Source organism: Stenotrophomonas sp. STEN023 (assembly GCF_056760135.1).
This window is the reverse complement of sequence record NZ_JBRREF010000021.1, coordinates 1-26,254: the sequence shown is the minus strand read 5'-3', so window position 1 is coordinate 26,254 and position 26,254 is coordinate 1. Positions and strand designations below refer to the sequence as shown.

At 63.6% G+C, this 26,254-nt stretch carries 22 protein-coding genes and 2 tRNA genes; 13 read left to right on the top strand and 11 right to left on the bottom strand.

Annotation, left to right across the window (positions count from 1 at the left end; genetic code table 11):
* Positions 1-76: 76 nt before the first annotated feature.
* On the bottom strand, positions 77-1,444 hold the full coding sequence (gene cysS / locus ACVOLV_RS08485; protein ID WP_481553998.1) for a cysteine--tRNA ligase: 1,368 nt from the start codon (positions 1,442-1,444) through the stop codon (positions 77-79).
* A gap of 164 nt (positions 1,445-1,608) precedes the next feature.
* On the opposite strand from cysS, the gene ACVOLV_RS08480 reads away from it, so the two are divergent.
* From ACVOLV_RS08480 to ACVOLV_RS08430, 11 genes are all read left to right on the top strand, one after another.
* On the top strand, positions 1,609-2,163 hold the full coding sequence (locus ACVOLV_RS08480) for a hypothetical protein (RefSeq protein ID WP_481553997.1): 555 nt from the start codon (positions 1,609-1,611) through the stop codon (positions 2,161-2,163).
* Between the two features lie 302 nt (positions 2,164-2,465).
* Positions 2,466-3,476 (top strand): N-acetylornithine carbamoyltransferase, encoded by a 1,011-nt coding sequence (locus ACVOLV_RS08475; RefSeq protein WP_481553996.1) that lies wholly within the window; start codon positions 2,466-2,468, stop codon positions 3,474-3,476.
* A 185-nt stretch (positions 3,477-3,661) separates the two neighbouring features.
* Positions 3,662-4,852, top strand: a complete 1,191-nt coding sequence (locus ACVOLV_RS08470) for an argininosuccinate synthase (RefSeq protein WP_481553995.1) — start codon at positions 3,662-3,664, stop codon at positions 4,850-4,852.
* Between the two features lie 277 nt (positions 4,853-5,129).
* Positions 5,130-6,227, top strand: coding sequence for an acetylornithine deacetylase (locus ACVOLV_RS08465; protein WP_481553994.1), 1,098 nt, complete (start codon positions 5,130-5,132; stop codon positions 6,225-6,227).
* 72 nt (positions 6,228-6,299) lie between these two features.
* Positions 6,300-7,628, top strand: a complete 1,329-nt coding sequence (locus ACVOLV_RS08460; RefSeq protein ID WP_481553993.1) for an acetylglutamate kinase — start codon at positions 6,300-6,302, stop codon at positions 7,626-7,628.
* The gene (locus ACVOLV_RS08455) at positions 7,625-8,239 is read left to right on the top strand and encodes a GNAT family N-acetyltransferase (protein WP_481553992.1); all 615 of its coding nucleotides are present in this window, start codon (positions 7,625-7,627) and stop codon (positions 8,237-8,239) included. Before ACVOLV_RS08460 ends, ACVOLV_RS08455 begins: the two co-directional genes overlap by 4 nt.
* Complete coding sequence (argC, locus tag ACVOLV_RS08450; protein WP_481553991.1) at positions 8,236-9,189, top strand: N-acetyl-gamma-glutamyl-phosphate reductase; 954 nt, start codon at positions 8,236-8,238, stop codon at positions 9,187-9,189. Before ACVOLV_RS08455 ends, argC begins: the two co-directional genes overlap by 4 nt.
* Before the next feature lie 79 nt (positions 9,190-9,268).
* The gene (gene argH, locus ACVOLV_RS08445; protein WP_481553990.1) at positions 9,269-10,561 is read left to right on the top strand and encodes an argininosuccinate lyase; all 1,293 of its coding nucleotides are present in this window, start codon (positions 9,269-9,271) and stop codon (positions 10,559-10,561) included.
* A gap of 365 nt (positions 10,562-10,926) precedes the next feature.
* Positions 10,927-11,184, top strand: coding sequence for a YciI family protein (locus ACVOLV_RS08440; RefSeq protein ID WP_481553989.1), 258 nt, complete (start codon positions 10,927-10,929; stop codon positions 11,182-11,184).
* A 4-nt stretch (positions 11,185-11,188) separates the two neighbouring features.
* A complete protein-coding gene (proB, locus tag ACVOLV_RS08435) occupies positions 11,189-12,337 on the top strand; it encodes a glutamate 5-kinase (RefSeq protein ID WP_481553988.1) in 1,149 nt (382 codons plus the stop codon).
* Positions 12,338-12,367: 30 nt separating this feature from the next.
* Positions 12,368-13,624 (top strand): glutamate-5-semialdehyde dehydrogenase, encoded by a 1,257-nt coding sequence (locus tag ACVOLV_RS08430; protein ID WP_481553987.1) that lies wholly within the window; start codon positions 12,368-12,370, stop codon positions 13,622-13,624.
* Positions 13,625-13,834: 210 nt separating this feature from the next.
* Here ACVOLV_RS08430 and ACVOLV_RS08425 read toward each other — a convergent pair whose 3' ends face one another.
* From ACVOLV_RS08425 to ACVOLV_RS08400, 6 genes are all read right to left on the bottom strand, one after another.
* Positions 13,835-15,046 (bottom strand): CynX/NimT family MFS transporter, encoded by a 1,212-nt coding sequence (locus ACVOLV_RS08425; RefSeq protein WP_481553986.1) that lies wholly within the window; start codon positions 15,044-15,046, stop codon positions 13,835-13,837.
* Positions 15,047-15,126: 80 nt separating this feature from the next.
* Positions 15,127-15,203 (bottom strand) — tRNA-Pro (locus tag ACVOLV_RS08420).
* Between the two features lie 160 nt (positions 15,204-15,363).
* Positions 15,364-15,440, bottom strand: a tRNA-Pro gene (locus ACVOLV_RS08415).
* Positions 15,441-15,501: 61 nt separating this feature from the next.
* Positions 15,502-15,612: a cytochrome bd-I oxidase subunit CydX gene (gene cydX / locus ACVOLV_RS08410; protein ID WP_282269734.1), complete on the bottom strand. Its 111-nt coding sequence runs from the start codon at positions 15,610-15,612 to the stop codon at positions 15,502-15,504.
* Between the two features lie 30 nt (positions 15,613-15,642).
* Positions 15,643-16,794: a cytochrome d ubiquinol oxidase subunit II gene (gene cydB / locus ACVOLV_RS08405; protein ID WP_481553985.1), complete on the bottom strand. Its 1,152-nt coding sequence runs from the start codon at positions 16,792-16,794 to the stop codon at positions 15,643-15,645.
* A gap of 15 nt (positions 16,795-16,809) precedes the next feature.
* Positions 16,810-18,396, bottom strand: a complete 1,587-nt coding sequence (locus ACVOLV_RS08400) for a cytochrome ubiquinol oxidase subunit I (RefSeq protein WP_481553984.1) — start codon at positions 18,394-18,396, stop codon at positions 16,810-16,812.
* Between the two features lie 191 nt (positions 18,397-18,587).
* On the opposite strand from ACVOLV_RS08400, the gene cydD reads away from it, so the two are divergent.
* Both cydD and cydC read left to right on the top strand, forming a co-directional pair.
* Entirely contained in the window at positions 18,588-20,318 is a 1,731-nt protein-coding gene (gene cydD, locus ACVOLV_RS08395; RefSeq protein WP_481553983.1) for a thiol reductant ABC exporter subunit CydD, read from the top strand.
* Complete coding sequence (gene cydC / locus ACVOLV_RS08390) at positions 20,315-21,982, top strand: thiol reductant ABC exporter subunit CydC (protein WP_481553982.1); 1,668 nt, start codon at positions 20,315-20,317, stop codon at positions 21,980-21,982. The genes cydD and cydC overlap by 4 nt, the downstream gene beginning before the upstream one ends.
* A gap of 66 nt (positions 21,983-22,048) precedes the next feature.
* On the opposite strand, the gene ACVOLV_RS08385 is transcribed toward cydC, so the two are convergent.
* The 4 genes from ACVOLV_RS08385 to ACVOLV_RS08370 form a co-directional block, all read right to left on the bottom strand.
* Positions 22,049-22,321: a hypothetical protein gene (locus ACVOLV_RS08385; protein ID WP_481553981.1), complete on the bottom strand. Its 273-nt coding sequence runs from the start codon at positions 22,319-22,321 to the stop codon at positions 22,049-22,051.
* A 51-nt stretch (positions 22,322-22,372) separates the two neighbouring features.
* Positions 22,373-22,978, bottom strand: coding sequence for a GyrI-like domain-containing protein (locus ACVOLV_RS08380; RefSeq protein WP_481553980.1), 606 nt, complete (start codon positions 22,976-22,978; stop codon positions 22,373-22,375).
* A gap of 59 nt (positions 22,979-23,037) precedes the next feature.
* Complete coding sequence (locus ACVOLV_RS08375) at positions 23,038-25,026, bottom strand: PEP/pyruvate-binding domain-containing protein (protein WP_481553979.1); 1,989 nt, start codon at positions 25,024-25,026, stop codon at positions 23,038-23,040.
* Between the two features lie 334 nt (positions 25,027-25,360).
* Positions 25,361-25,969, bottom strand: a complete 609-nt coding sequence (locus tag ACVOLV_RS08370; RefSeq protein ID WP_481553978.1) for a DUF1294 domain-containing protein — start codon at positions 25,967-25,969, stop codon at positions 25,361-25,363.
* Positions 25,970-26,254: the final 285 nt, after the last annotated feature.

The window sequence follows — 26,254 nt, the reverse complement described above, 5'->3', positions numbered from 1 at the left end:
CGCTATGTATGCAATTGCAGGTTCCGCTTAAGCCCCTCTCCCGCGCGCGGGAGAGGGGTTGGGGTGAGGGCAGGCCTTACCCGCGTTTCCAGCGCACACCCTGCGGCGTGTCTTCCAGCACGATGTTCTCCGCAGCCAGCTGGTCGCGGATGGCATCGGCACGGGCGAAATCGCGCGCCTGCTTGGCGGCAATACGCTCGTCGATCAGCGCCTGGATGCGCGCATCGTCACCGGCTTCAGCACCACGCCCGAACCATTCGGCCGGCGCTTGCTGCAGCAGGCCAAGAGCGAGGCCTGCGCCGAGCAGCTCGCGCTTCAGGCGCGCCTTGTCTTCGCTGGACTCGGCCTTGCGCGCTTCGCTGGCGATACGGGCCACTTCGGCCAGTGCCAGCGGCGTGTTGAGGTCATCGTCCAGCGCCGCTTCGACACCGGCAGGAATCGCGCCCTGGACACTGACATCAGCCAGGTCACGCAAGGTGCCATACAGGCGGTCCAACGTGCGCACCGACTGCTCGATCAACGCATCGGACCACTCCAACGGCTGCCGGTAATGCGCCGACAGCAGCGCATAGCGCAGCGCTTCCGGCGGGTGCTGGCGCACCAGATCGTGCACGCGCTCGATATTGCCGATCGACTTGCTCATCTTGGTGCCGCCAAAGTTGAGCATGCCGTTGTGCAGCCAGAAACGGGCGAAGGTCTGCCCGCCGTGGGCGCAGACGCTTTGCGCAATCTCGTTCTCGTGGTGCGGGAACTGCAGGTCGACGCCGCCGGCGTGGATGTCGATGGTCGGGCCCAGGTGCGCCGCAGCCATCGCCGAGCACTCGATATGCCAGCCCGGGCGGCCACGGCCCCAGGGCGAGTCCCAGCCAGGCAGGTCGTCGTTGGAGGGCTTCCACAGCACGAAGTCGCCGGCATCACGCTTGTACGGCGCCACTTCGACGCGCGCACCGGCCAGCATTTCCTCCGGGTCGCGGCCCGAGAGCTTGCCGTAATCGGCGAAGCTGCTTACCGAGAACAGCACATGGCCCTCGGCGGCGTAGGCGTGGCTGGTGCTGATCAGCTGCTCGATCATGGCGATGATCTGCGGCATGTGTGCGGTGGCTTCCGGCTCGATCTCCGGCGGGACCACGCCGAGCGCGGCCATGTCTTCACGGTAGGCAGCGGCAAAACGGTCGGTGATGGCCGAGATCGGCACCCCCTGGTCCTTGACCGCGGCGTTGATCTTGTCGTCAACGTCGGTGATGTTGCGGGCGTAGCGCAGTTTCCCGTAACGGCGGCGCAGCAGGTCGGCCAGCACCCCGAATACCACCGGGCCGCGCGCATTGCCGATATGTACATAGTTGTAGACCGTGGGGCCGCACACATACATGGTGGGGGCGGTGGGGTCGAGCGGAGCAAACGGCTCCAGCTGCCGCGTCAGGTTGTTGTGCAGGCGCAGGGTCATGGCAATCCGGGGGTAAGCGAACCCGCCAATTCTAGCGGTCCGCGCCGGGTCGGGCATCCCCGGGCTGGGCAATACGCGTACGGATGGGTAATGTTCAGGCCCGGGGCAGCTGTGCTGCCTACACTAGTACCCGTCACCCGCGCCCAGTTCCTGCCGATATCTTGATGAAACCTGCTCCATTGCTGTCGACGATCTGCCTGTTGGCTGGTGCCGCCGTGCCCGCGCTTGCGCAGGAACCGGAGCAGCGCAATCGCGTGGTGATCATGGAAAACGTGCGCTACGACTATGCGCAGGTGCTCAATGTCGAGCCGGTTTTCCAGACCCTGCGCGCAAGCCGCACCGAGGAGCATTGCGAGCCGGTGTCCACCCGCACGCTGGCGCCGGTTCAGGTCAAGGGCGAGGAAGACAAGGGCGGGTTCCGTCGCTTCTGGGATTCCGTGCGTGGCATGTTCAAGCAGGAAGGGCAGGCACAGGAAGAAGAAATGGCGCTTGCCCCACAGAGCGTTGGCGGTTCTTCCGCGCTGCTGACCCCGGAATGCAAGATTGTCGAGGTCGGGCGTGAGTTCCGCCGGCCCATCGCCTATGACGTGGATTACGTCTACAAGGGCATCAAATTCCGTTCGCGGCTGCCGGAAGACCCCGGTAACCGGCTCAAGCTGCGGGTGTCGATCACCCCGGATATCGGCCAGGCACCGCCGGCTGCGAACAGCGTTCCGTAATGTTGCAGCGCGCCACTTGCGCCGGCCTGAGCCGCGTGCGAGTATGCCCGACGATGAAAGCAACCAGCTTCCAGCACGAAACCAGCACCGCCCGGATGGCCACCGGCATGACGTCGCGTGCCCGCCGACCGGAATCCCACATATTCGCTGGGTGACCGGAGCTTCGTGCTGTCCGTTCTGAAAACCCAGCCCAGGCTGGGTTTTTTCGTTTCTGGTTCGGTAAAAGTTTCAAACGCAATGAGCCGCGCGCATGCGCATCCGCCCACCGGCGACGGTGGTTTTCCGCAACAAAGGAAGGATCGATGTCTCTGAAGCACTTTTTGAACACCCAGGACTGGAGCCGCGCCGAGCTCGACGCGCTGCTTGCCCAAGCGTCGTTGTTCAAGCAGAACAAGCTGGGTGATGACCTGAAGGGCAAGTCGATCGCCCTGGTGTTCTTCAACCCGTCCATGCGTACCCGCACCAGCTTCGAGCTGGGCGCGTTCCAGCTGGGCGGGCACGCGGTGGTGCTGCAGCCGGGCAAGGATGCATGGCCGATCGAGTTCAACCTCGGCACGGTGATGGACGGCGATACCGAAGAGCACATTGCCGAAGTGGCCAAGGTGCTGGGCCGTTACGTCGACCTGATCGGTGTGCGCGCCTTCCCGAAGTTCGTGGACTGGAGCAAGGACCGCGAGGACCAGGTGCTGAAGAGCTTTGCCAAGTATTCGCCGGTGCCGGTCATCAACATGGAGACCATCACCCATCCGTGCCAGGAGCTGGCGCACATCCTGGCGCTGCAGGAGCACTTCGGTACCAGTGACCTGCGCGGCAAGAAGTACGTGCTGACCTGGACCTACCACCCCAAGCCGCTGAACACCGCGGTGGCCAACTCGGCACTGACCATCGCCACCCGCATGGGCATGGACGTGACCCTGCTGTGTCCGACCCCGGACTACATCCTGGACGAGCGCTACATGGGCTGGGCCGAACAGAACGTGGCCGAAAGCGGTGGTTCGCTGCAGGTCAGCCACGACATCCAGAGTGCCTATGCCGGCGCCGACGTCGTTTACGCCAAGAGCTGGGGCGCACTGCCGTTCTTCGGCAACTGGGAGCCGGAAAAGCCGATCCGCGACCAGTACCAGCACTTCATCGTCGATGAAGCCAAGATGGCGCTGACCAACAATGGCGTGTTCAGCCACTGCCTGCCGCTGCGTCGCAACGTCAAGGCCACCGATGGCGTGATGGATTCGCCGCAATGCATTGCAATCAACGAAGCCGAGAATCGCCTGCATGTGCAGAAGGCGATCATGGCGGCAGTGATCGGCAAGTAATGCTCGAAGCCCCTCTCCCGCATGCGGGCAAGTAATGCTTTAGCCCCTCTCCCGCGTGCGGGAGAGGGGTTGGGGTGAGGGCAAAGCTCCTCGCTCCAGGTACCGCCTCCATTTCATTACCCCCTCCCCAACCCCTCCTTCGGCGGGCGAGGGGCTCAAAGATCAAAAGCAGAGATTCCTTCCCCATGAGCAAAGACATCGTCCTCGCCTTCTCCGGCGGCCTCGACACCAGCTTCTGCGTGCCTTACCTGCAGGAACGTGGCTACAACGTGCACACCGTGTTCGCCGATACCGGCGGCGTGGATGCCGACGAGCGTGACTTCATCGAAAAGCGTGCGGCCGAGCTGGGGGTGACCAGCCACGTCACCGTCGATGGTGGCCCGGCCATCTGGAATGGCTTCGTCAAGCCGTTCGTGTGGGCAGGTGAGGGTTACCAGGGCCAGTACCCGCTGCTGGTGTCCGACCGCTACCTGATCGTCGATGCCGCGCTCAAGCGCGCCGCCGAGCTGGGCACCAACATCATCGCCCACGGCTGCACCGGCATGGGCAACGACCAGGTGCGTTTCGACCTGGCGGTGAAGGCACTGGGCGACTACCAGATCGTCGCGCCGATCCGTGAAATCCAGAAGGAACACACCCAGACCCGCGCCTACGAGCAGAAGTACCTGGAAGCGCGTGGCTTCGGCGTGCGCGCCAAGCAGCAGGCCTACACCATCAACGAGAACCTGCTGGGCCTGACCATGTCCGGCGGCGAGATCGACAAGTGGGAAGCGCCGGGTGAAGGCGCTCGCGGCTGGTGCGCACCGCGCAGCGCCTGGCCGATCGAGCCGCTGACCGTGACCCTGAAGTTCGTCGAAGGCGAAGCGGTTGCGCTGGACGGCAAGGCACTGCCGGGTGAGCAGATCCTGGCCAAGCTCAACAAGCTGTTCGCCCAGTACGGCGTTGGCCGTGGCGTGTACACCGGTGACACCGTGATCGGCCTGAAGGGCCGCATCGTGTTTGAAGCACCGGGCCTGGTTTCGCTGCTGGCCGCGCACCGCGCGCTGGAAGACACCGTGCTGACCAAGCAGCAGAACCGCTTCAAGCCGGAAGTCGCGCGCAAGTGGGTGGAGCTGGTGTACGAAGGCTTCTACCACGACCCGCTCAAGACCGACATCGAAGCCTTCCTGAAAGCCTCGCAGGCCAAGGTCACCGGTGAAGTGGTGCTGGAAACCCGTGGCGGCCGCGTTGATGCAGTGGCGGTGCGTTCGGAGCACATCCTCAATGCCAAGGGCGCGACCTACGCGCAGTCGGCGGACTGGGGCGTGGAAGAAGCCGAGGGCTTCATCAAGCTGTTTGGCATGAGCTCGACGTTGTATGCGCAGGTAAATCGTTAAGCGCACGACGCTCGCCGCTTGAAGCCCCTCTCCCGCGTGCGGGGTGAAAGAGGTGCGTTTACGAACCACCGGTTCGTGCCCTGTTGAACGCCCTTGCGCCTGCGCAAGGGCCGGGGCGCGGAGCGGGGGTGAGGGCAGCTTCTGCTTCTGTCGTTGCTTGCTCTCAAAGCAGACGAGGCAAATCAAAAGCTCCCCCCATCCGCCCTCCGGGCACCTTCCCCCGCAAGCGGGAGAAGGGAAACCCTTCGATCATTGATCTGCCGACTTGCTGCCCACCATGACCAACCTGCTCCAATCCACCCTCGATCACCTGGAAAAGCTGGTGTCCTACGACACCCGCAATCCGCCGCGTGCCATCACCACCGGTGGCATCTTTGATTACCTGCGCGACAACCTGCCGGGCTTCAATGTCGAGGTGATCGACCACGGTGCCGGTGCGGTCAGCTTCTATGCAGTGCGTGGCAAGCCGAAATACCTGTTCAACGTGCATCTGGATACCGTGCCGGATTCGCCACACTGGTCCGCCGATCCGCATGTGATGCGTCGTTTGGACGACCGCGTTGTCGGCCTCGGCGTCTGCGACATCAAGGGCGCCGCTGCGGCGCTGGTGGCCGCCGCCAACCTGAGCGATGGCGATGCTGCCTTCCTGTTCTCCAGTGACGAGGAAGCCAATGATCCGCGTTGCATCGCCGCCTTCCTGGCGCGTGGCATCGCCTATGAAGCGGTGATCGTCGCCGAACCGACCATGAGCGAAGCGGTGCTCGCGCACCGCGGTATCAGCTCGGTGCTGATGAAGTTCCAGGGTCGCGCCGGCCACGCCTCGGGCAAGCAGGACCCGTCCGCCAGCGCCTTGCACCAGGCGATGCGCTGGGGCGGCAAGGCGCTGGAGCATGTCGAGTCGCTGGCGCACGCGCGCTTTGGCGGCCTGACCGGCCTGCGCTTCAACATCGGCCGCGTCGAAGGTGGCATCAAGGCCAATATGATCGCGCCCGAAGCCGAGCTGCGTTTTGGCTTCCGGCCGCTGCCGTCGATGGATATCGACGCGCTGCTGGGCACCTTCGCCAGCTTTGCCGAGCCACAGGCCGCGCACTTTGAAGAAACCTTCCGCGGCCCGAGCCTGCCGTCAGGCGATATCGCCCGCGCCGAGGAGCGTCGCCTGGCTGCGCGTGACATCGCTGACGAACTTGGCTTGCCAATCGGCAATGCGGTGGATTTCTGGACCGAGGCTTCGCTGTTCTCGGCAGGTGGCTACACAACCATGGTGTACGGCCCCGGCGACATCGCCCAGGCCCATACCGCCGATGAATTCGTGACGCTGGAGCAGTTGCAGCGTTATGCCGAGTCGGTGCTGCAGATCCTGCAACGCGGCGCCTGAGCCGCTCGTGGCCCGGCGGCTTGCCGCCGGCTCCTTTCCGCGACCTTCAAGGTCGCCATGTAGATACAAGCAATGTCCCCAGCCATGCAGCCGCACCGCCAGACCCGTCAGACCATCGTCCGCCTGCTTTCGAGCATGGCCAGCGCGAAGGAAATCAGCCAGTACCTCAAGCGCTTCTCGCAGCTTGATGCCAAGCGCTTTGCCGTGGTCAAGGTCGGCGGCGCAGTGCTGCGCGACGATCTGGAAGCGCTGACCTCCTCGCTGTCCTTCCTGCAGGAAGTAGGCCTGACCCCGATCGTACTGCACGGCGCTGGTCCGCAGCTGGATGCCGAGTTGTCCGCTGCCGGCATCGAGAAGAAGACCATCGATGGCCTGCGCGTGACCTCGCCGGAAGCGCTGGCGATCGTGCGCAAGGTGTTCCAACAGTCCAACCTCAAGCTGGTCGAAGCGCTGCAGCAGAACGGCGCGCGCGCGACCTCGATCACTGGTGGTGTGTTCGAGGCCGAGTATCTGGATCTGGATACCTACGGTCTGGTTGGCGAGGTGAAGAAGGTCAACCTCGCGCCGATCGAGGCCAGCCTGCGTGCCGGTTCGATCCCGGTGATCACCAGCCTGGGTGAAACCCCGAGTGGGCAGATTCTCAACGTCAATGCCGACTTCGCTGCCAATGAGCTGGTGCAGGAGCTGCAGCCGTACAAGATCATCTTCCTGACCGGCACCGGTGGCCTGCTTGATGAAGATGGCAATCTGATCGACTCGATCAACCTGTCCACCGAGTACGAGCAGCTGATGCAGCAGCCGTGGATTCATGGCGGCATGCGGGTCAAGATCGAGCAGATCAAGGACTTGCTGGATCGTCTGCCGGAAGAGTCCTCGGTATCGATCACGCGCCCGGCCGACCTGGCCAAGGAGCTGTTCACGCATAAGGGTTCCGGCACGCTGGTGCGCCGTGGCGAGAAGGTGCTGAAGGCGACCTCGTGGGACCAGCTCGATACCGCACGCCTGAAGGCACTGATCGAATCGAGTTTTGGCCGCACCCTGGTACCTGATTACTTCGAGAAGACCAAGCTGCTGCGCGCCTATGTCAGCGAGAACTATCGCACTGCGGTGGTGCTGACCGATGAAGCCGAGGGCGTCTACCTGGACAAGTTCGCCGTGCTCGACGACGCACAGGGCGAAGGCCTGGGGCGCGCGGTATGGAACGTGATGCTGGAAGAAACCCCGCAGCTGTTCTGGCGTTCGCGCAACGGCAACCCGGTCAATCACTTCTACTATTCCGAGTCGGACGGCTGCTACAAACTCGACCACTGGAAGGTGTTCTGGTTTGGCGCCAATGACTTCGACAGCATCAAGGGCTACGTCGCGCACTGCGGCGAGCGCAAGCCGAGCCTGCAGGGATGAGCATGGATCTGGCCGCCGCCGGACACTGGGGTCAGGTGCCAGTCCTGAAGGGACGGCATGTGACCTTGGAGCCGTTGCAGCTTGCGCATGTGCCGGCGCTGCAGCGTGCCTTGGGTGAAGGCGAGTTGTCGCGCTGCTGGTACACCAATGTGCCGACCCCCGAGCACGCCGGTCACTACGTCGTCGCTGCGCTGGAAGCACAGTCGCAGGGCAGGGTGCTGGCATTCGTGGTTCGCGATGCCAGCGGCGAGGCGGTTGGCAGTACCCGCTTCTACGCACTGGAAGCCGATGTGCCGCGTTTGAACATCGGCTACACCTGGTACCACCCGCGCGTGCAGCGCAGCGGCTTGAACACCGAAGCAAAGCTGCTGCTGTTGCATCACGCCTTCGAAACCCTGGGTTGCATCAGCGTGGGCTTCGAGACCAGCTGGTTCAACCATGCCTCGCGTACCGCCATCGCCCGCCTCGGTGCGAAGCAGGATGGCGTATTGCGCAGCCACAAGCGTCATGCCGACGGGTCGCGTCGCGATACCGTGGTGTTCTCCATCATCGACACGGAGTGGCCGGCGGTGAAAGCCCACCTGCAATTCCTTCTGGACTCGCATTCATGACTGACAAGAAATTCTCGGTAGGCATCGTTGGCGCGCGCGGCTATACCGGCGCCGAGTTGATCCGCCTGCTGGCTGCACACCCGCGCATCGAGCTGGCCTTCGTGTCCTCGCGCGAGCTCGATGGGCAGCGCGTGGCCGACCACAACGAGGACTACAAGGGCGAGTTGCGCTACGAAAGTCTGGGCCCGGATGCAGTTGCCGCCAAGGGTGTGGACGCGGTGGTACTGGCGCTGCCGAACGGCAAGGGCGAGCCGTTCGTGGCTGCGCTGGATGCGGCCGCACCGGATACGGTGATCGTCGATCTGTCGGCCGACTACCGTTTCGACAACAATTGGTACTACGGCCTGCCGGAATTGACCCGTGCGCGCTACGCCGGGCAGAAGCGGATCAGCAACCCCGGCTGCTACGCCACCGCCATGCAGCTGGCGATCGCGCCGTTGCTGAGCCAGCTGGCTGGGCCGCCAACCTGTTTCGGCGTCTCCGGTTGGTCCGGTGCTGGTACGACGCCGTCGGACAAGAACAACCCTGAGCTGCTGCGCGACAACCTGATGCCGTACGCGCTCACCAACCATGTGCACGAGCGCGAGGTGTCGACCCAGCTCGGCGTACCCGTGGAGTTCATGCCGCACGTGGCGCCGCATTTCCGCGGCATCACCATGACCGTCAACCTGTGGCTGCAGCAGCCGCGCAGCCGCGAGGAAGTGATGGCGTTGTACCAGCAGCGTTATGCCAACGAGCCGCTGGTTGAAGTGGTCGATGAGGCACCGTGGGTCAGTCGTATTGCCGGCAAGCACGGTGTACAGATTGGTGGCTTCACCATGGCGCCTGGCAACAAGCGCGTGGTGGTGGTGGCGACCATCGACAACCTGCTCAAGGGCGCGGCTACGCAGGCTTTGCAGAACCTCAACCGGGCGTTGGGGCTGGATGAGCTGATGGCGGTTCCGTACTGATTCTGGTGGGAAACGGCTGGGAGGTTGCCAGCTTCGCGGCTTACGCCGCTCCTACACAGCTGCATTTAGAGAGATAGACATGACTAACTTGCTTTGGCAGAAACCCGGCGTTGCGGTTGACGCGAAGATCCAGACCTTCCTGGCCGGTGACGACGTCATCCTGGACCGCGAGTTCTTCCTGCACGACATCCAGGCCAGTACCGCGCATGCCGAAGGTCTGCAGCATATCGGCATCCTCAGCGCCGACGAGCTGGAAGCGCTGAAGCGTGAGCTGGCGATTCTGGCCGAGGATTTCCGCAGTGGTGCCTTCGTGCTGGACGAGCAGTACGAGGATTGCCATTCGGCCATCGAGGCGCGCCTGACCGAGCGTCTGGGCGATGCCGGCCGCAAGATCCACACCGGTCGCAGCCGCAACGATCAGATCCTGGTCGCTACCCGCCTGTGGCTGAAGGACAAGCTGGAGCGTGTTGCGCAGATCAGCACCGACGTTGCCAGGGTTGCGCTGGACCGCGCTGCCGCTGAACAGCTGCAGCCGTTGCCGGGCTATACCCACATCCAGCGCGCCGTGGTGTCCTCGGCGGGGATGTGGTGGGCGGGCTGGGCCGAAGCCTTCATCGACAATGCGATCCGTGCCCGCGACACGCGCGCGCTGATCGACACCAATCCGCTGGGTACGGCCGCCGGTTACGGCGTCAACCTGCCGCTCGATCGCGAGCACACCACCGCAGCGCTGGGCTTCTCGCGCATGCAGATCAGCCCGATCTACGCGCAGCTCTCGCGTGGCAAGTTCGAGTTGGCGGCATTGGAAGCGCTGGGCGGCGCGACGCTGGACCTGCGTCGTATCGCCTGGGATCTGTCCTTGTTCACCACCGGTGAGTTCGCGTTCGTGGCATTGCCGGCGCAGTACACCACCGGCAGCTCGATCATGCCGAACAAGCGCAACCCGGACGTGATCGAATTGATGCGCGCCACTCATGCCAGCATTGCCGCCGCGCGCACCGAGATCGAGCAGCTGCTGTCGCTGCCGTCTGGTTACCAGCGTGACCTGCAGAACTCCAAGGGCGCAATCGTGCATGGCTTTGGGCGTGGACTCGCAGCGCTGGAACTGCTGCCGGCCTTGCTGTCGAACCTGGATTGGCGCGATGACAACATCCGCGCAGCGATTGATTCAGGCATGTATGCGACCGACGTTGCGGTGGAAGCCGCGGTGGCGGGTGTGCCATTCCGTGATGCTTACAAGGCGGCAGCAGAGGCAGCGGATACGGCGGGGCGGGGGCGCACGCCCGAAGGCAGTCTGGCGGCGCGGGTGTCGCCCGGCGCTGCGGCGGATCTCAGGCTGGATGAGCTCGGTGCGCGCTGGAGCGCGTTGTAGGGCTGATGGCTGGATACGGGCGTCGAGAGGCGCCCGTGTTTGTTTTTGCTCCGGCTTAAGCCCCTCTCCCGCCTGCGGGGTGAAAGAGGTGCGTTTACGAACCACCGGTTCGTGCCCTGTTGAACGCCCTTGCGCCTGCGCAAGGGCCGGGGCGCGGAGCGGGGGTTGGGGTGAGGGGAGCTTCTAGCTGGATAAAGTCAAAAGCCCCCTCATCCGCCCTTCGGGCACCTTCTCCCGCAGGCGGGAGAAGGGACGGCCAAAGCCACAGCAATAGCCATAGCCATAGCCACAGCAAGTTCCAAGCGAAAGCAATCGCGCCAGCTTCAGCTTCGGCGTGGTGTCATACGCAGCTAAAGGAGAATGCAATGAAACTCTATCTGGTATTGGCGATGCGCAAGCCGTCGTTCGACGACGCGGTGATCGCCCCACACAAGGCCTTCCTCGATGCGCTCAGCGCCGATGATCAGCTGCACCTGACCGGAGGTTTCAGCGACGGCACCGGCGGCGCGTATGTGCTGAAGAACATCGAAACACTCGAAGCTGCCAAGGCCATTGTCGCGACCGACCCCTTGGCCATCCATGGCAGCTCCGAGCTGACCATCCACGAGTGGAATACCCGCTGATCCCATGATCCAGACCTCGCTCTCACCCTTTGCCGAGCAAGCGTTGCCGCAGTGGCGTCGCGCCGTCCTCAAGGTCGGCAGCAGTCTGCTGGCCGCCGATGGTGGTGGTCTGACCCCGCGCTTCGCACTCGGTCTGGCGCAGTTCGTCTCGGCCAATGTGCTCGCCGGCCGCGAAGTAGTGATTGTCTCCTCCGGCGCAGTCGCCGCCGGGCGCGCCATCGTGCCCAAGGCAGCAGAGGCGGGGACGGCAATGGCTGCGCGGCAGGCGCTGGCCGCGTTGGGCCAGGCGCAGTTGATCGGGCTATGGCAGCGCTTCTTCGAACGTCCGGTGGCACAGGTGCTGCTCACCCACGATGATCTGCGCAACCGCCGGCGCTACCTCAATGCGCGGGCAACGCTCAACGAGCTGCTGGCGCTCGGCGCGCTGCCGGTCGTCAACGAAAACGACACCGTGTCGGTGGATGAGCTCAAGCTCGGCGACAACGACAACCTCGCCGCCATCGTCGCCGCGCTGGTCGATGCCGATGCCTTGTTCATCGCCACCGACATCGATGGCCTGTACACCGCCGATCCGCGCAGTTGTCCTGATGCGCAACCGATCAACGAAGTCACCGTGCTTACCGCGGAGATCCTGGCCATGGCCGGCGGTAGTGGCAGCGCGGTTGGCACCGGTGGCATGCACACCAAGCTGCAGGCCGCGGCCAAGGCCGGTGCAGCCGGCATTGATACCTACTTGTTCAATGGCCGCAGCGGCGACGTTGTGCGCGGTTTGGCACAGGGCAGGTTGCATGGAACCCGCCTGCATGCTGGCCAGTCGCGTATCGCCGCGCGCAAGTATTGGCTGAAACACGCGCCACTGGAGCCGGGTGCGATCCTGATCGACGCCGGCGCCGCACGTGCGCTGCGCGACAAAGGCGCCTCACTGCTGCCCGGCGGTGTGGTTGGGGCGGAAGGCGAGTTCCGCCGTGGTGACATGGTGGAGGTGCGCTTGTTTGATCCGCAGGGACAGCAGCGCGTTGCGCGTGGTGTCAGCCAGTATTCGGCCGTGGACATCCGCCGCATCAGCCAACATCACACCCGCGAGATCGAATCCATCCTTGGCTACAACTACGGCGACAACGTGGTCCATCGCGATGACCTGGTGTTGCTGTGAGTTTCCCTTTGATTACCGGCAGGTCAGAACATGAGTGATATCCGCACCCTGGCATTGCAGTGCCGTGATGCCGCGCAGCAGTTGGGCCTGCTTTCCAGCGCTGCCCGCAGCGCGCTTCTGAGCTCGATGGCTGCAGCGTTGGAGGCCGATGCTGGCAGCATCCTCGCTGCCAACGCACGCGATCTGCAGGCAGCACGCGACAAGGGTGTGGGTTCGGCAATGCTGGATCGCCTGGCTTTGAACCCGGAGCGTCTGCGCGGTGTTGCCGATGCGCTGCGTGAAGTCGCTGCCTTGCCCGACCCGGTGGGCGAGGTTACTCGCGACTATGACCGACCCAATGGCATCCGCGTGCAGAAGGTGCGGGTGCCACTGGGTGTGATCGCGATGATCTACGAAGCGCGGCCCAATGTGACTGCCGATGCCGCAGCGCTGTGCATCAAGGCTGGCAATGGCGTGATCCTGCGTGGTGGCTCCGAAGCCATCCATTCCAATACTGCGATTGCCGCCAGCCTCAAGCGTGCATTGCGCGATGCGGGTTTGCCGGATGCGGCACTCACGCTGGTCGAAGACCTGCGCCGCGAGACCATGCTGGAGTTGCTGCAGCTCAACGACATCATCGATCTGGCCATTCCGCGTGGCGGTGAAGGCCTGATCCGCTTCGTCGCCGAGCATGCGCGGGTGCCGGTGATCAAGCACTACAAGGGCGTCTGCCATCTGTTTGTCGATGACACAGCTGATTTGCAGTTGGCAGTGGATCTGCTGATCGACGGCAAGGCTTCACGGCCATCCGCCTGCAACTCGCTGGAGACCTTGCTGGTCCACGAGGCGATCGCGCCGCAGTTCCTGCCGCTGGCGGCGGCTGCGCTGCGCGAGCGCGGTGTCGAGCTGCGTGGCGATACGGCGACCCAGGCGTTGGTGGCGGACATCGTGCCGGCGACGGAAGACGACTACGCCGCCGAGTATCTCGATCTGATCCTCGCAATCCGAGTGGTGCCTGACATGGCTGCCGCCATTGCGCATATCCAGACCTATACCTCGGATCACACCGAAGTCATTGCTACCGGTAATCCGGCCCACGGCGAAGCCTTCGTGCGCGCACTGCGCTCGGCGGTGGTGATGGTCAACGCGTCCTCGCGTTTCTCTGATGGCGGTGAACTCGGCCTGGGTGCGGAGATCGGGATTTCCACCACGCGCCTGCATTCCTATGGTCCGATGGGCCTGGAAGCGTTGACGGTGGAGCGCTTCGTGGTGCGCGGCGAAGGCCAGGTGAGGCATCCGTTGAATTAATCGTGGCAAGCAACCGTTGTAGCCCGGGTAAGCCGTGAAGCACCCACTGCTTCGGCGTGCACAAAGCTCCGGCCCTTCCAATACCGTCGGCTTCGCGGCTTACGCCGCTCCTACAAGATCCGGTCAGCCGCCGGTGCCGGGCTGCGTTGCTTGCTCAAGTACGAAAAAGCCGCCGATTCACATCGGCGGCTTTTCTGTATCAACTGCGGCTTACTTCCAGTGATCTTCCAGTTGCTGCGGTTTACAGGCAAACCAAGCGCCAGTCAGCAGTACGCCCGAGCAACAGGCGAGGAAGGCAAACGACCATGCCCAGCCGTCGCTCATGCCATGCAGCCAACCGAACAACAGCGGGCCGAGGCTGGCCAGGCTGTATCCCACGCCTTGCATGAAGCCGGACAGTGCTGCCGAACCAGCTTGGCTGCGGGTGCGCAGGTTGATCAAGGTCAGGCCGAGCGGGAAGGTAGACGGACCAAGACCCGCGATGACTGCCCATAGCAGCGGTGCGCTCATCGGTGCCCATAGCAGGCCGGCGAAGGCGATCATGTTCAACACAAACACTATCACCGCAATCGGGAAGGGGTTGCGCATGCGCACTGCCAATGCCGGCACCAGCAACGAGGGCAACAAGCCAATTGCCGAATACACCGCCACCATGACGCCGCCGAAGGACTCACTGGCGCCTGCTTCCACCATCACTTTGGGCAACCAGGTGAACAGGGAATACGTGCCCAGCGAGGTCATGCCAAACATCAGCGCCATGCCCCAGCCCAATTGTGTCTTCCAGACGCGACCAGGTGCATGTTCGCTGCTGGTGACGGCAGCCTCCACGCGCGGGGCGCTGCGTGCCAGCAGGATCCACGGCAGCAATGCAGCCACCGACAGCATCGACCACATGCCCAGCGAGATGCGCCAGTCGAACTGATCGGCCACCGGTACCGCCAACAATGCAGGCACCATCGTGCCGGCCTGCAGCACCGAGATATAGACCGTACTCAGCGTGCCTACGCGGTCGGCGAAATAGCGCTTCACCAACGGCGGCACCACCACGTTGCCCATGCCCATGCCGGCCAGGGCGACGGCTGAACCGAGCAGCAGCATGCCGACATCGTTGGCGAAGGCGCGCAGCAGCAGGCCTATGGTGGCCAGCACCATGGTCAGCACGGCGGTGCGTTCCAGGCCGATGGCGCGGGTGATGCGTGGCGTGGCCAGGCCGAACACGGCAAAGGCAGCGGTCGGCATCATGCCAAGCACGCCGGTCATGGTGCTGCCGAAGTCGAAGACGTGGCCGAGCCGGTCCAGCAGTGGCGTCAGCGAGGTGACTGCGCTGCGCAGGTTGGCGGCGACCAGGACGATGGCGGCAAATGCCAGCAGGCGGCCCTTGAGCAGGGGGTGCCGGATGGGGGACTGGGCGGGCGTGGACATTGCTTACTCCGACGCGGTGGGTGGCGTCGTTTGAAACCCACCAAAAACAAAAGCCGACCAGAGGCCGGCTTTTGTCAAATTGGTCGGGGAGACAGGATTCGAACCTGCGACCTCTACGTCCCGAACGTAGCGCTCTACCAGACTGAGCTACACCCCGAAGGAGCCGCCTATGATAGCGGTGAACCTCGCGCCCTGCAAGTTCTTTTGTTCAGCCAGCGCTGCCTGCAAGGCGTGGTGCGTTGGCTGCCGACAACCATGTATCGGCGAATAAAAAGCCTGGAGGACGTTGCCGTCATTCCAGGCTTTTTCCGACCCTTTGGTCGGGGAGACAGGATTCGAACCTGCGACCTCTACGTCCCGAACGTAGCGCTCTACCAGACTGAGCTACACCCCGCGAAGGGAGCCGGAAAGATACGCTCAGTCCGGCGTTTTGGCAATACCTTCACGCAGTTTTTTCAGCGCTTTGCATCGATCTTGTTGGCTTCGCGCGCTTCAAACCACATGCCGTTGAGGATGGCGACCGTCGCAGCGAGGCCAGCACCCAGAATCCAAGCGAAATACCACATGAGTTGTCTCCTTGATGTTGTCGTTGCGGATCAGTAGGCGTTCGGGTTTTCACCCATTTCTTCCAGCGTGGTCTTGCCCTTCAGTACGCGGTACACCCAGGTGGTGTAGGCGATGATGATCGGCAGGAAGATCACGGTGGCCAGCAGCATCACCCACAGCGTCAGGTGGCTGGAGGAAGCATCCCACAGCGTCAGGCTGGAGCCCGGGCTGGTGGAAGAGGGCAGCAGGAACGGGAAGATCGCAAAGCCGACGGTGAAGATGATGCCGGCAATGGAGGCGCCCGAGGCGATGAAGGCCAGGCCGCCACGACGCTTGCGCAGCAGCACCGCGCTGGCCAGCGCGCCCAGCAGGCCCACCACCGGCGCCAGGATCGTGGCCGGCATGGAGCTGTAGTTGTGCAGCCAGCCGCCAGCGGCGGAGAACTCAGCGGTCTTCAACAGTGGATTGCTGGCACCATCGGTCACCACCTGCGAGGTGATCTGGTAGCCCGGCAGGCCGAAGGCAACCCAGGCGCCAGCCAGGGCGAACAGCACGAACGAGGCGATGGCGGCGATGCTGCCGATCTTTGCCGAACGCTCGGCGACCGGGCCGCTGGTCTTGAGTACCAGCATTGCCGCACCGTGCGAGACCAGCATCGCCACGCTGACCAGGCCAGCCAGCAGGGCGAACGGGGTCAACAGGCCAAGCAGGTTGCCGGTGTAGAACACGCGCTGGGTGTCATCGAAGTGGTACGGCACGCCAAGCAGCACGTTGCCAACCGCCACACCCATGATCAGCGCCGGGATGAAGCCGCCGATGAACAGCGCCTTGTCCCAGTTGTTGCGCCAGCGCTGGCTGGGCATCTTGCCGCGGTACTTGAAGCCGACCGGGCGCAGGATCAGGGCGAACAGGATCAGGAACATCGCCAGGTAGAAGCCGGAGAAGCTCACCGCATACAGCGGCGGCCAGGCGGCGAAGATCGCGCCGCCACCGAGCACCAGCCACACCTGGTTGCCTTCCCACACCGGGCCGATGGTGTTGATCACCAGGCGGCGCTCTTCATCGGTCTTGGCCACGAACGGCAGCAAGGTGCCAACGCCAAGATCGAAACCGTCCATCACCGCGAAGCCGATCAGCAGCACGCCAAGCAGCAGCCACCAGATCACGCGTAGCGTCGTGTAGTCCAGAAGAATGAATTCCATGTGTGTTCTCCTGCCTTATGCCTGGCCGTTGCCGGCGGCATTGGCGTGGTTGGTTGCGACGGCCGACTGCTGCAGCGAGGGCAGGATGTCGTCCGGGCCCTTGCGGATGGCCTTGAGCATCAGCTTGACTTCGATGACCAGCAGCACCGTGTACAGCGCGGTGAAGCCGACCAGCGTCGCCAGGATTTCGTAGACGGCCAGGCCGGAAGCGGCATAGAACGTCGGCAGCACGCCATCAACAGCCCACGGCTGACGGCCGTATTCGGCGATGAACCAGCCGCATTCGATGGCGATCCACGGTGCTGGCAGCGACCACAGGGCAACCCGCAGGAAGGTACGCTTGTGCTCGAAGTTGTTGCGGCAGGAGTAGTAGAAGGCCAGGGCGAAGAAGCCGATCATGTAGATGCCAAGGCCAACCATGACGCGGAAGGTCCAGAACAGCGGGCCTACCGTCGGTACCGTATCCAGCGCAGCCTGTGCGATCTGCTCGGGCGTGGCGTTCTCGATGTCGTCGCGGTAACGCTTCAGCAGCAGGCCGTGGCCCAGGTCCTGCCAATGGCGGTCAAAGACCTCGCGGGCTTCAACGTCATTCTTGTCGGCGCGGATGCGCTCAAGCGCGGCGTAGGCGATCTGGCCGCCCTTGACGCGCCCTTCGGCCTGCTTGACCAGGTCCAGGATGCCCGGGATCTCCTCGTCCAGCGAACGGGTGGCGATCAGGCCCATCACGTACGGAATCTGCACTTCGAAGTCGTTGCGCTGTTCCTTCTGGTTCGGAATGCCGAACGCAGTGAACGGGGCCGGGGCCGGGTGGGTATGCCACATGCCTTCGATGGCAGCCAGCTTCATCTTCTGGTTTTCGGCCGTGGCGTAACCGGATTCATCACCCAGCACGGCAACCGAGATGGAGGCCAGCAGGCCGAACGCCGAGGCCACCGCGAACGAGCGGCGGGCGATGTCACGGTGCTTGCCGCGCAGCATGAAGAAGGCCGAGATCGACATCACGAACATCGCACCGGCCACATAACCGGCCGAAACGGTATGCACGAACTTGGCCTGGGCGACCGGGTTCAGCAGCACGGCCGCGAAATCGACGATTTCCATGCGCATCGTTTCAGGGTTGAACACGGCACCCACCGGGTACTGCATCCAGCCATTGGCGATCAGGATCCACAGCGCCGACAGGTTGGTACCCAGCGCCATCAGCCAGGTCACGGTCAGATGCTGCACCTTGGACAAACGGCCCCAGCCGAAGAAGAACAGGCCGATGAAGGTCGCTTCCAGGAAGAACGCCATCAAGCCCTCGATGGCCAGCGGCGCACCGAAGATGTCACCTACGTAGTGGCTGTAATAGGACCAGTTCATGCCGAACTGGAATTCCATCACGATGCCGGTACCCACACCCATGGCGAAGTTGATGCCGAACAGCACGCCCCAGAACAGGGTCATCCGGCGCCAGACATCCTTGCCGGTCATCACATAGACGCTCTCCATGATCGCGATCATGAAAGAGAGACCCAGCGTGAGCGGGACGAAAATGAAGTGATACATCGCGGTCAGCGCGAACTGTAGACGTGACAGTTCTACGACTGTTGAGTCGATCATGGCCTGGCTACCTCGTGGGAATTGGGCGTCATGGAGTGGCTGGGAGGGGTTCTATGGCAGCGATACTCCCCGTTCAGGCCTGCCAATGCCTTGATCTGGATCAATGTGGGCTGGCTGTCCAACGCCGATCGTGCAGGGCCGGCAGGCTGGGTACGGCTTGCTTACAATCACTTGGTTCTCCTTCACCTGAGTTGTCAGTCTTGAGCGAAGTTCCACATTCCAACGCGGTGCAGCAGCAACGTCGCCAGCAACAGCAATGGCTGGCGGCCTTGGCGTCCGGCGCCCGCTCGCAGCAGCGTTTGGCGGCCTTGGCCGTCTGTACTTCAGGTGCGCTGCTGATCGTGCAGGCTGGCGCAATTGCCTGGCTGATCCAGAGCATAGTCGTGAAGCAGCTGAATTGGGTACAGGTAATTCACGGTTTCTGGATATTGGCAGTAGTTCTACTGGCGCGCAGCCTGCTCGGGGGTGTCGCGCAGACCGCCGCCGGCAAGGTGGCCGATACCGCCAAGCTGGCCCTGCGTGAGCAGGTTTACCGGCGTTTGCTGGCGCGCGGGCCGTTGTGGTTGCGCCGTCAGCGCACGGGGGAGCTGGGCGAACTGCTGCTGTCACATGGCGACGCGATCGAGGGTTATTACGCGGGTTTCCAGCCGGTGCGGGTGGAAGTGGTGGTGGTGCCGCTGCTGATTGCCGCCGCTGTGGCCTATGTGGACTGGGTGGTGGCGTTGATCTTCATCTTCACCGCGCCGCTGGTGCCGTTCTTCATGATGCTGGTCGGCTGGGGCGCCGAGGCCGCCGGTCGGGCACAGCTGGGCGAGTTGGCGCGGATGAGTGGCCACTTTGCCGATCGCATCAAGGGCTTGGGTCTGTTACGTCTGTACGGGCGCGGTGAAGCCGAGCTGGAAGGGGTTGCCGCCGCCGCTGATGGCGTGCGCGAGCGCACCATGAAGGTGCTGCGCATCGCCTTCCTGTCCTCCACGGTGCTGGAATTCTTCGCCTCGGTCAGCGTGGCGATGGTGGCCTTGTACTTGGGTTTGAGCTATCTGGGCCTGATGTCGCTGCATTCGGTGGTGCCGACCTTGGGTACCGGCATGTTCTGCCTGCTGCTGGCGCCGGAGTTCTATGCGCCGCTGCGGCGTCTGGCCGCGCATTACCACGACCGCGCCAATGCCCTGGCTGCTGCTGCCGAGGTGGAACGACTGCTGGCCGATGATCAGGAAGCTGCGTCGGTTGGCGCGATCGCGGCGCCGTTGGTAGCGCCAGAGCCGGCGCAGCTGCATGCGTCGCTGGTTTCGGTCCGCAGCGTCAGGCTGCGTCCGCAAGGCGCCGCCCACGATGTGTTGAACGACTTTTCGCTGGAGATCGGTGACGGTCAGCGGCTGGCGCTGATTGGGCCAAGCGGCAGCGGCAAGAGCACCTTGCTGGAAGCCCTTGCTGGTTGGCTGCCGCCGCACGAAGGTCGTATCGTGGTCCGCGACGGTGTGCGCATCGCGTATGCCGGGCAGCGTCCGTACCTGTTCCACGGAACGATTGCCGACAACCTGCGCCTGGCCGATCCGGCAGTCAGTGCTGCGCGCCTGCAGGCTGTGGCCGAGGTCGCGCAGATCATGCGCTTTGCCCAGCATCTGCCGCTGGGCCTGGATACGGTGATTGGCGAACGCGGGTTCGGCCTGTCCGGTGGCGAAGCACGGCGGATAGGCCTGGCGCGGTTGCTGTTGCTGGAGCCGGACCTGTTCCTGCTGGATGAGCCCACGGCCTTCCTTGATCCGCAGACCGAAGCCGATCTGCTGCAGGCGCTGGCTGCGCATACGCGTGGCCGCACCGTGCTGATGGCGACCCACAGTGAGGCGGCAATGCGCTGGGCCGACAACGTCATCGACCTGCAGCACATCATGCAACGTGAAGTACAGGGAGAGCACGCATGAGCGCGCTGACGATGCGTGATGTATTCAAGCGCCACCGCTGGCGTCTGACCTTGGCGACCGTGCTGCTGTTCACCACCATGCTTGCTGGTGTTGCTCTGCTGGGTCTGTCCGGTGGCTTCCTTACCGCCGCGGCGCTGGCCGGTGCCTTGGGTATGGGCGCCACCTTCAACTTCTTCTCACCGTCGGCCGGCATCCGCGCGTTGACGATGGCGCGCATCGTCTCGCGCTATTTCGAAAAGCTGGTCGGCCACGACGCAACCCTGCGCATCGCCCGTGACCTGCGGGTTTGGTTCTTCCAGCGTGCGTTGCCACTGGCGCCAGCACGTTTGGGTAGCAGTCGCACCGGCGAACTGTTGGCGCGACTGATCACCGATATCGGTGAAGTCGATGGCTTGATGGTCCGTGCCATCAGCCCCTTGTTGGCCCTGGCCGGCATTGCCTTGGCGACGGTACTGGCCGCTGGCTTGATCCATTGGCCGGCGGCCGTGCTGTTGCTGCTGCTGGCGGTGCTGGTCGGGGTTGGCGTGCCGGTGTTTGCGGTGCGTCGCGGCGATGCGTTCGAGGCCGAGCGTGCGCAGCAGCATGCCAGCCTGCGCACGTTGGCGTTTGAAGGGCTGGAAGGCGCTGCTGATCTCACCGCGCTGGATGCCCGCGACGATTGGGCACTGCGTGTTGACGCCGCTGCGCAGCAACTGGCGCGCAGCGATCAACGACGTCGCGGGCGCCTGATCGCCGGCAACGTCTTGCATTCCAGTATTGCTGGACTCGGTCTGGTGGCGATGCTGTGGTTGGCTTTGTCGGCCTTCCAGGCTGGCAAGGTGGAGGCGCACTTCGCTGCAACCCTGATCTTCCTGACCGTCGCGCTGTTGGAAGTGGCAGCGGGCAGCGGTATTGCGTGGCAGGCGTTGCAGGCGGCGCGGGTCGCAGGCAAACGGCTGCGGCAGATCGTCGACCAACCGTCTGCGGTGCAGGAGCCGGCGCAGCCGCGTGCTGTGCCGGTAGGCGATGCCACCGTCAGCTTCGAACAGGTGGTGTTTGCCTGGCCGGGCGAGACACGGAATCTGCTTGATGGGGTGGACCTGCGGCTCGCAGCGGGTGATCGCATCGCGATCCGCGGTGACAGCGGTTGCGGCAAGACGACGTTGTCGGCGTTGCTGCTGCGGTTATGGGATCCGCAGCAAGGCGCGGTGCGCTTCGGCGGCGTCGATCTGCGCGAGTTTGCCCAGGACGATTGGTACCGCCAGATCGCCTGGTTGCCGCAGGGCGCACCGGTGTTCGCCGGCAGCATTGCCGAGAACCTGCGGCTGGGCGATCCGCAGGCCAGTGACGAGACCCTGTGGGCGGTGTTGGCACAGGTGCGCTTGAACGAGTGGGCGCAGCAACAGGGCGGGTTGGATGCATGGGTTGGCGAGAACGGCGCCACCATGTCGGCCGGGCAGGCGCGCCGTTTGGCCTTGGCGCGGGCGTTGCTGCGCAATGCACCGATCATGGTGCTGGATGAGCCGACCGAAGGTCTGGACGTGGACACGGCGCATGCGTTGCTGATCGATCTGGCGGCGGCACTGGGCCAGCGCAGCCTGTTGATGATTACCCATGACCGCCTGCCGGAAGGCGTGGTGCAGCGTGAGTATCGGCTGCAGCAGGGGCAGTTGGTCCTGCACTAAGCAATTTGGAGCCGGGCGTGGCCCGGCTCCAGCGTTATCGTGGCGGGGGCGCGATGGCGCGCGTGATCAGCCTGGTTTCCGTTGCCGCCAGCGCCTGAAGCAGTAGGCAACGATGCTGGCCACAGGCACGGTGATCATCGGGCCGAACAGGAAGGCCAACCCATCCTGTGCGTCGTGGTGACCTGTAACGTCCCAGACAAAGCGCAGCCCCAGATACGGGGCGAGCAGGCCGCCGAGCAGGGCGGCAAGCAGAACCGCAAGCCAGGCACGACGGCAGAGTGCGCCTGCGGCCATCCCAAGGCCGACGCTGGCTGCAATTGCGACCAACCAGAAAGTCATGCGGAGCTCCTGTCTGACGGGCTGAAGGCTGGGTTGATCATCGCCGCGACATCATTGCATGGGCTGGCGGATGATGGTCTTCCACTTCTCTGGAGCGGCCCTTCTGATGTCACTCAGGTAGATCTCGTGGTGCTTGCCGCGCAATGCAGAGCGTTCGCCGATGAAGTCGTGCACGCGTTGGATGTTCGGGCCTTCATTGGCAAACGGACCAATATGCAACAGCTGCGCGCAGCGGCCCTCATGGAAGTACTCAAAGCGCAGCTTTGACAGGCCGGGCAGTGGCTTCTTCTTCAGCGCGCTGGTGATCGCGGCATCCACATCCTGGGCGCTGACTTGCGCTGGCTGCATGATCATCATGGTCCACCGCCAGTGCTGCTTCTCATCGCGCTGGAAGCTCGCCATGTCATCTGCCCACCACAGACCCTCCAGCGGCATCACGGCATAGTCCAGGCGCCCGGCTTTCTTCAGTGCGAACTTGATGGTGTAGGCGACGGAGAACAGTGCCTCCACTGCTTGCTTGTACTCCTGCGACGTATTTGGATTGCCGGCGCCATCAATCATAAGAAAATTGAAGGCAGGCACATCCACCTCGGCTACATCCTTGGCCGAGGGTTTGTAGAGCTGCTTGAACTGGTTCTTCAGGTCGATCTTGTCCATGGATCCTCCCGTTGGATGAAGTGGGACGGTGATGCTGCCGGCAGGGAGCCGTTCGACTATCAACGGTTGCTGCCATCCACATAAGGTCGTGATTGCAGGATGATGATGTCATTGCCCACCACAGCCCACTCGATGTCCTGGTCGACCCCGCCCAGGGCTTGTTTGGTACGGCCACCAACCGCGGCCAGCCGCGCGATCAAGCTGTCGGTCAGCACCTGGCGTGAACCAGTGAGCGGCACTTCGCGCACGCCACCGCTGGCATTGGCGACCAGTTGGGTGTCTTCGGCGGAGCGGCTGAGTACCTGCACGGCCTTTGACCAGTTCGAGTACATCACCTGCTCGGCCTGTCGCTTGCCTTCCACCACGCGGATGCCGAGCCCGCGTTTGGCCGAGATATAGGTGATATGGCGGCGACCTGCGTCAAACGGATCGCGGGTGATCATCACCCCGGAGCTGTCCGACGGGGCTGCCAGTTGCACCAGCACCGACATTGCAACCGCATCCTGGCGCAGGCCAGCGGCACTGCGGGCTTCGTAAGCTTCGAAGTTATAGACCGATGCCCAGACCGTCTGCACCGCACGCACCAGTGCATCAGCAGCAATCACATTGGGTACCGTCGTATACAGGCCGGCACCGCTGAAGTTGGGCAGGTCTTCGGAGTTGGAGGAGCTGCGCACGAATACACCGCGGCCCTGCAGCTGGCCTTGCCACTGTGACTGCAGGTTGCGGACCAGCGCCGGATCCGGTGTGGCATTGGCGATCTCGGCGCGCAGCGCGGTGAGTGCCTCGCGACGGACATTGGCATCGGTGGCGAAGCCGGGGCGCTGTTGCAGTGCCGCCAGTCGCTCGCCGATGCGCAGTTTCTGCATTGCGGATTGATAGTGCGAGAAGGGAACGCAGAAACCATCGGGAACCCGGGCCGACGGCGGCAACGCGGATCTCAAGGTACCCAGGTTCGCGGCCTTGACCCCGCAATGGCTGCTGTCCCTGGCGCGCAGGGCTGACAGTGGCTTCAGCGCGGTCACCGACAGGTCGGGCCGAGGCAGGTTGCGCACGGAAGCCTGCGTGGTTCGGGATGGCGATGATGCCGGGCGCAGGGCCGGGCGCACCTTGTAATTGTTATTGGTGACTTCCAGTTCGACCCACTGTCCGTCGTAGACGCGCAATGCAGCCTGCGCGTCGCGGACATAGACGTTGGGGATACGCCAGCCCTTGGCCAGCAGATTGACGTGCGACAGCAGCGTCGATGGTCGCTGGGCAACCAGACCTGCGACCGGTGATAGCGAGATCGGGACATCATCCAGTACCACGATATCCTGTGGCGATAGATCGCTGGCCTGCTCGACCGAGCGGACGATGCGCAAGCGGCCCTGTGCAATGCCTGCGTTCAATGGCAGGAAGGATTGCTCACGCAGCAGTGCTTCCTGGGTGATGAAGGGGAGCCCGGCTGTGCGTGCGGTTTGTTCGTGCAGGGTGGAATTGGTCTTGAAGCGGATTGCCTCGTAGAACGATCCGCGCACCAACTGGTCGGTCTGCCTGAGCAGTGCGGGTGTGAGCTGGTCACCTTCCCAGAACTCATAGGTATAGCCGGGCAGGTCACGTTGCCAACTCACCGTGCCGAACAGGAAACGTCGTTGCGGGTCCTTGTACTGCGCGTTGAGCGTGGCTTTGTCCAGCTGCGCGACGAGCCGCTCGCGGCGCACGAAGTTCTCATGCAGCTCGAAGCGAGGTGTATTGATGTAGTAGATGCGGACAGGGTCACGCCGATCGATGGTGAAGATCAGGTGCGGCATTTCCAGCGGCGTACCGGGGTTGTAAACCCGGGCAAGGCGCATGAAGTCATCGCGGCTGCCAATGCGCGGCAGATGCGCCGGGGCCTGGCTGCTATTGGTTGCGGGCGCGGCGACGTCAGGCCGGTATTCGTAGGGCGAAGGCTTGCGGGCGGTCTGCGCGAAGGCGCTTTGAAGACCGATCAGCGAGAAAAAGCTGAGAGCGACAAGCCGCAGACAAACGTTGCGGAAGGTGGACTGCGTACGGGCTCGATCCATGATGCCGTGCTGGTGCTGGAGAAAGGCAAATGATAAGCCACCGGCACCAATGCGGTGGTGTAGCAGGTGGTTGCTGGGCGGAAAGCAGTAGATTCTGATCCGCACTGTTCTCAGCGGGCAGGGGGCTTGGTCATGGCAGAGGCTGGGGTGATGGTGGGGCACACCACTGCCGGAGTGCGGCATCAATCAGCGACAAGCCCAGGCGCACACAATGCTTGGCCCGGTTAAGCGCAGCGCACGCTCGGGCTGGGGTTCTGGTGGATTCAAGCGTGACGGGCGGGAGCCCCGGGTGCGCTGCGCTTGCCCGGGCTGCGTGGCTGCCACGCGGCTGGGGTTATAGCGGAAGGCTCAGCTTGCCGCTGGCCATGAGCCAAACCGCGGCGACGTTGAGCACAACCGTCAACCAGAAGACAATCTGGAAACTGGTCTTGCTGGTCTTGTGACGGAACAGGCCCTGGCCGATGAGCGCGCCAGGCCAGCCGCCGAGCAGGGCAATCAGATGCAAGGTATTTTCCGCAGTGCGTTGTTGGCCGCGGGTCGCTGCGCCCTTGTCGTGCAGGTAGAAGCCAAGTGCAACGATGCTCATGCCGCCAATCACGGGCAAGGTCCAGTCCGGTACCAGCTTGGCTATCCATAAGCCGAACATGCAGAGCAGGGCGGCAACACCAAGCAGGATATGTGGCAGGCGAGCTGTGATCGGGACGCGTTTTGGTTTTGCCGCAGTGGTTTTGGAAGTGGTTGCCGAGCGTATGGCAATCGCATTGAGGCGACCGCGATCATCTTTGCGTACTGCGTAGTTGATCAGCATCCCATTGGAGGGCCGCTGGCTGCGCTGCTCGAAGGCCTTGATGTGGACGAAGGCCCGATCACCGCCACCGTTGGGTAATACGAAACCGAAGCCCTTGTCATCGTTCCAATCCTGCAGCCGGCCTTGATAGCGCATCGAGCTTCCATCTGTTCGTTTGCGTTATTGCAGCGCAAATTCACAAGGCTGGGAAGTCCGGGGCGATGCGTGGTGCTGATCGCAGGGCGTGTTGGTGTTTTTTTGTGGGAGCGGTGTGGGCCGCGAAGCCCAGTGTGCTGGAGTGCTTGGGATTTTTACTGCATTGGGAACCATCTGCTTCGCGGGTTACGCCGCTCCCACAATCGGGGGGGGGGGGGGGGGGGGGGGGGGGGGGGGGGGGGGGGGGGGGGGGGGGGGGGGGGGGGGGGGGGGGGGGGGGGGGGG

Coding starts and splice junctions, on each gene's coding strand:
- cysS (WP_481553998.1), bottom strand. CDS start 1,444: ATGACCCTGCGCCTGCACAACAACCTGACGCGGCAGCTGGAGCCGTTT.
- ACVOLV_RS08480 (WP_481553997.1), top strand. CDS start 1,609: ATGAAACCTGCTCCATTGCTGTCGACGATCTGCCTGTTGGCTGGTGCC.
- ACVOLV_RS08475 (WP_481553996.1), top strand. CDS start 2,466: ATGTCTCTGAAGCACTTTTTGAACACCCAGGACTGGAGCCGCGCCGAG.
- ACVOLV_RS08470 (WP_481553995.1), top strand. CDS start 3,662: ATGAGCAAAGACATCGTCCTCGCCTTCTCCGGCGGCCTCGACACCAGC.
- ACVOLV_RS08465 (WP_481553994.1), top strand. CDS start 5,130: ATGACCAACCTGCTCCAATCCACCCTCGATCACCTGGAAAAGCTGGTG.
- ACVOLV_RS08460 (WP_481553993.1), top strand. CDS start 6,300: ATGTCCCCAGCCATGCAGCCGCACCGCCAGACCCGTCAGACCATCGTC.
- ACVOLV_RS08455 (WP_481553992.1), top strand. CDS start 7,625: ATGAGCATGGATCTGGCCGCCGCCGGACACTGGGGTCAGGTGCCAGTC.
- argC (WP_481553991.1), top strand. CDS start 8,236: ATGACTGACAAGAAATTCTCGGTAGGCATCGTTGGCGCGCGCGGCTAT.
- argH (WP_481553990.1), top strand. CDS start 9,269: ATGACTAACTTGCTTTGGCAGAAACCCGGCGTTGCGGTTGACGCGAAG.
- ACVOLV_RS08440 (WP_481553989.1), top strand. CDS start 10,927: ATGAAACTCTATCTGGTATTGGCGATGCGCAAGCCGTCGTTCGACGAC.
- proB (WP_481553988.1), top strand. CDS start 11,189: ATGATCCAGACCTCGCTCTCACCCTTTGCCGAGCAAGCGTTGCCGCAG.
- ACVOLV_RS08430 (WP_481553987.1), top strand. CDS start 12,368: ATGAGTGATATCCGCACCCTGGCATTGCAGTGCCGTGATGCCGCGCAG.
- ACVOLV_RS08425 (WP_481553986.1), bottom strand. CDS start 15,046: ATGTCCACGCCCGCCCAGTCCCCCATCCGGCACCCCCTGCTCAAGGGC.
- cydX (WP_282269734.1), bottom strand. CDS start 15,612: ATGTGGTATTTCGCTTGGATTCTGGGTGCTGGCCTCGCTGCGACGGTC.
- cydB (WP_481553985.1), bottom strand. CDS start 16,794: ATGGAATTCATTCTTCTGGACTACACGACGCTACGCGTGATCTGGTGG.
- ACVOLV_RS08400 (WP_481553984.1), bottom strand. CDS start 18,396: ATGATCGACTCAACAGTCGTAGAACTGTCACGTCTACAGTTCGCGCTG.
- cydC (WP_481553982.1), top strand. CDS start 20,315: ATGAGCGCGCTGACGATGCGTGATGTATTCAAGCGCCACCGCTGGCGT.
- ACVOLV_RS08385 (WP_481553981.1), bottom strand. CDS start 22,321: ATGACTTTCTGGTTGGTCGCAATTGCAGCCAGCGTCGGCCTTGGGATG.
- ACVOLV_RS08380 (WP_481553980.1), bottom strand. CDS start 22,978: ATGGACAAGATCGACCTGAAGAACCAGTTCAAGCAGCTCTACAAACCC.
- ACVOLV_RS08375 (WP_481553979.1), bottom strand. CDS start 25,026: ATGGATCGAGCCCGTACGCAGTCCACCTTCCGCAACGTTTGTCTGCGG.
- ACVOLV_RS08370 (WP_481553978.1), bottom strand. CDS start 25,969: ATGCGCTATCAAGGCCGGCTGCAGGATTGGAACGATGACAAGGGCTTC.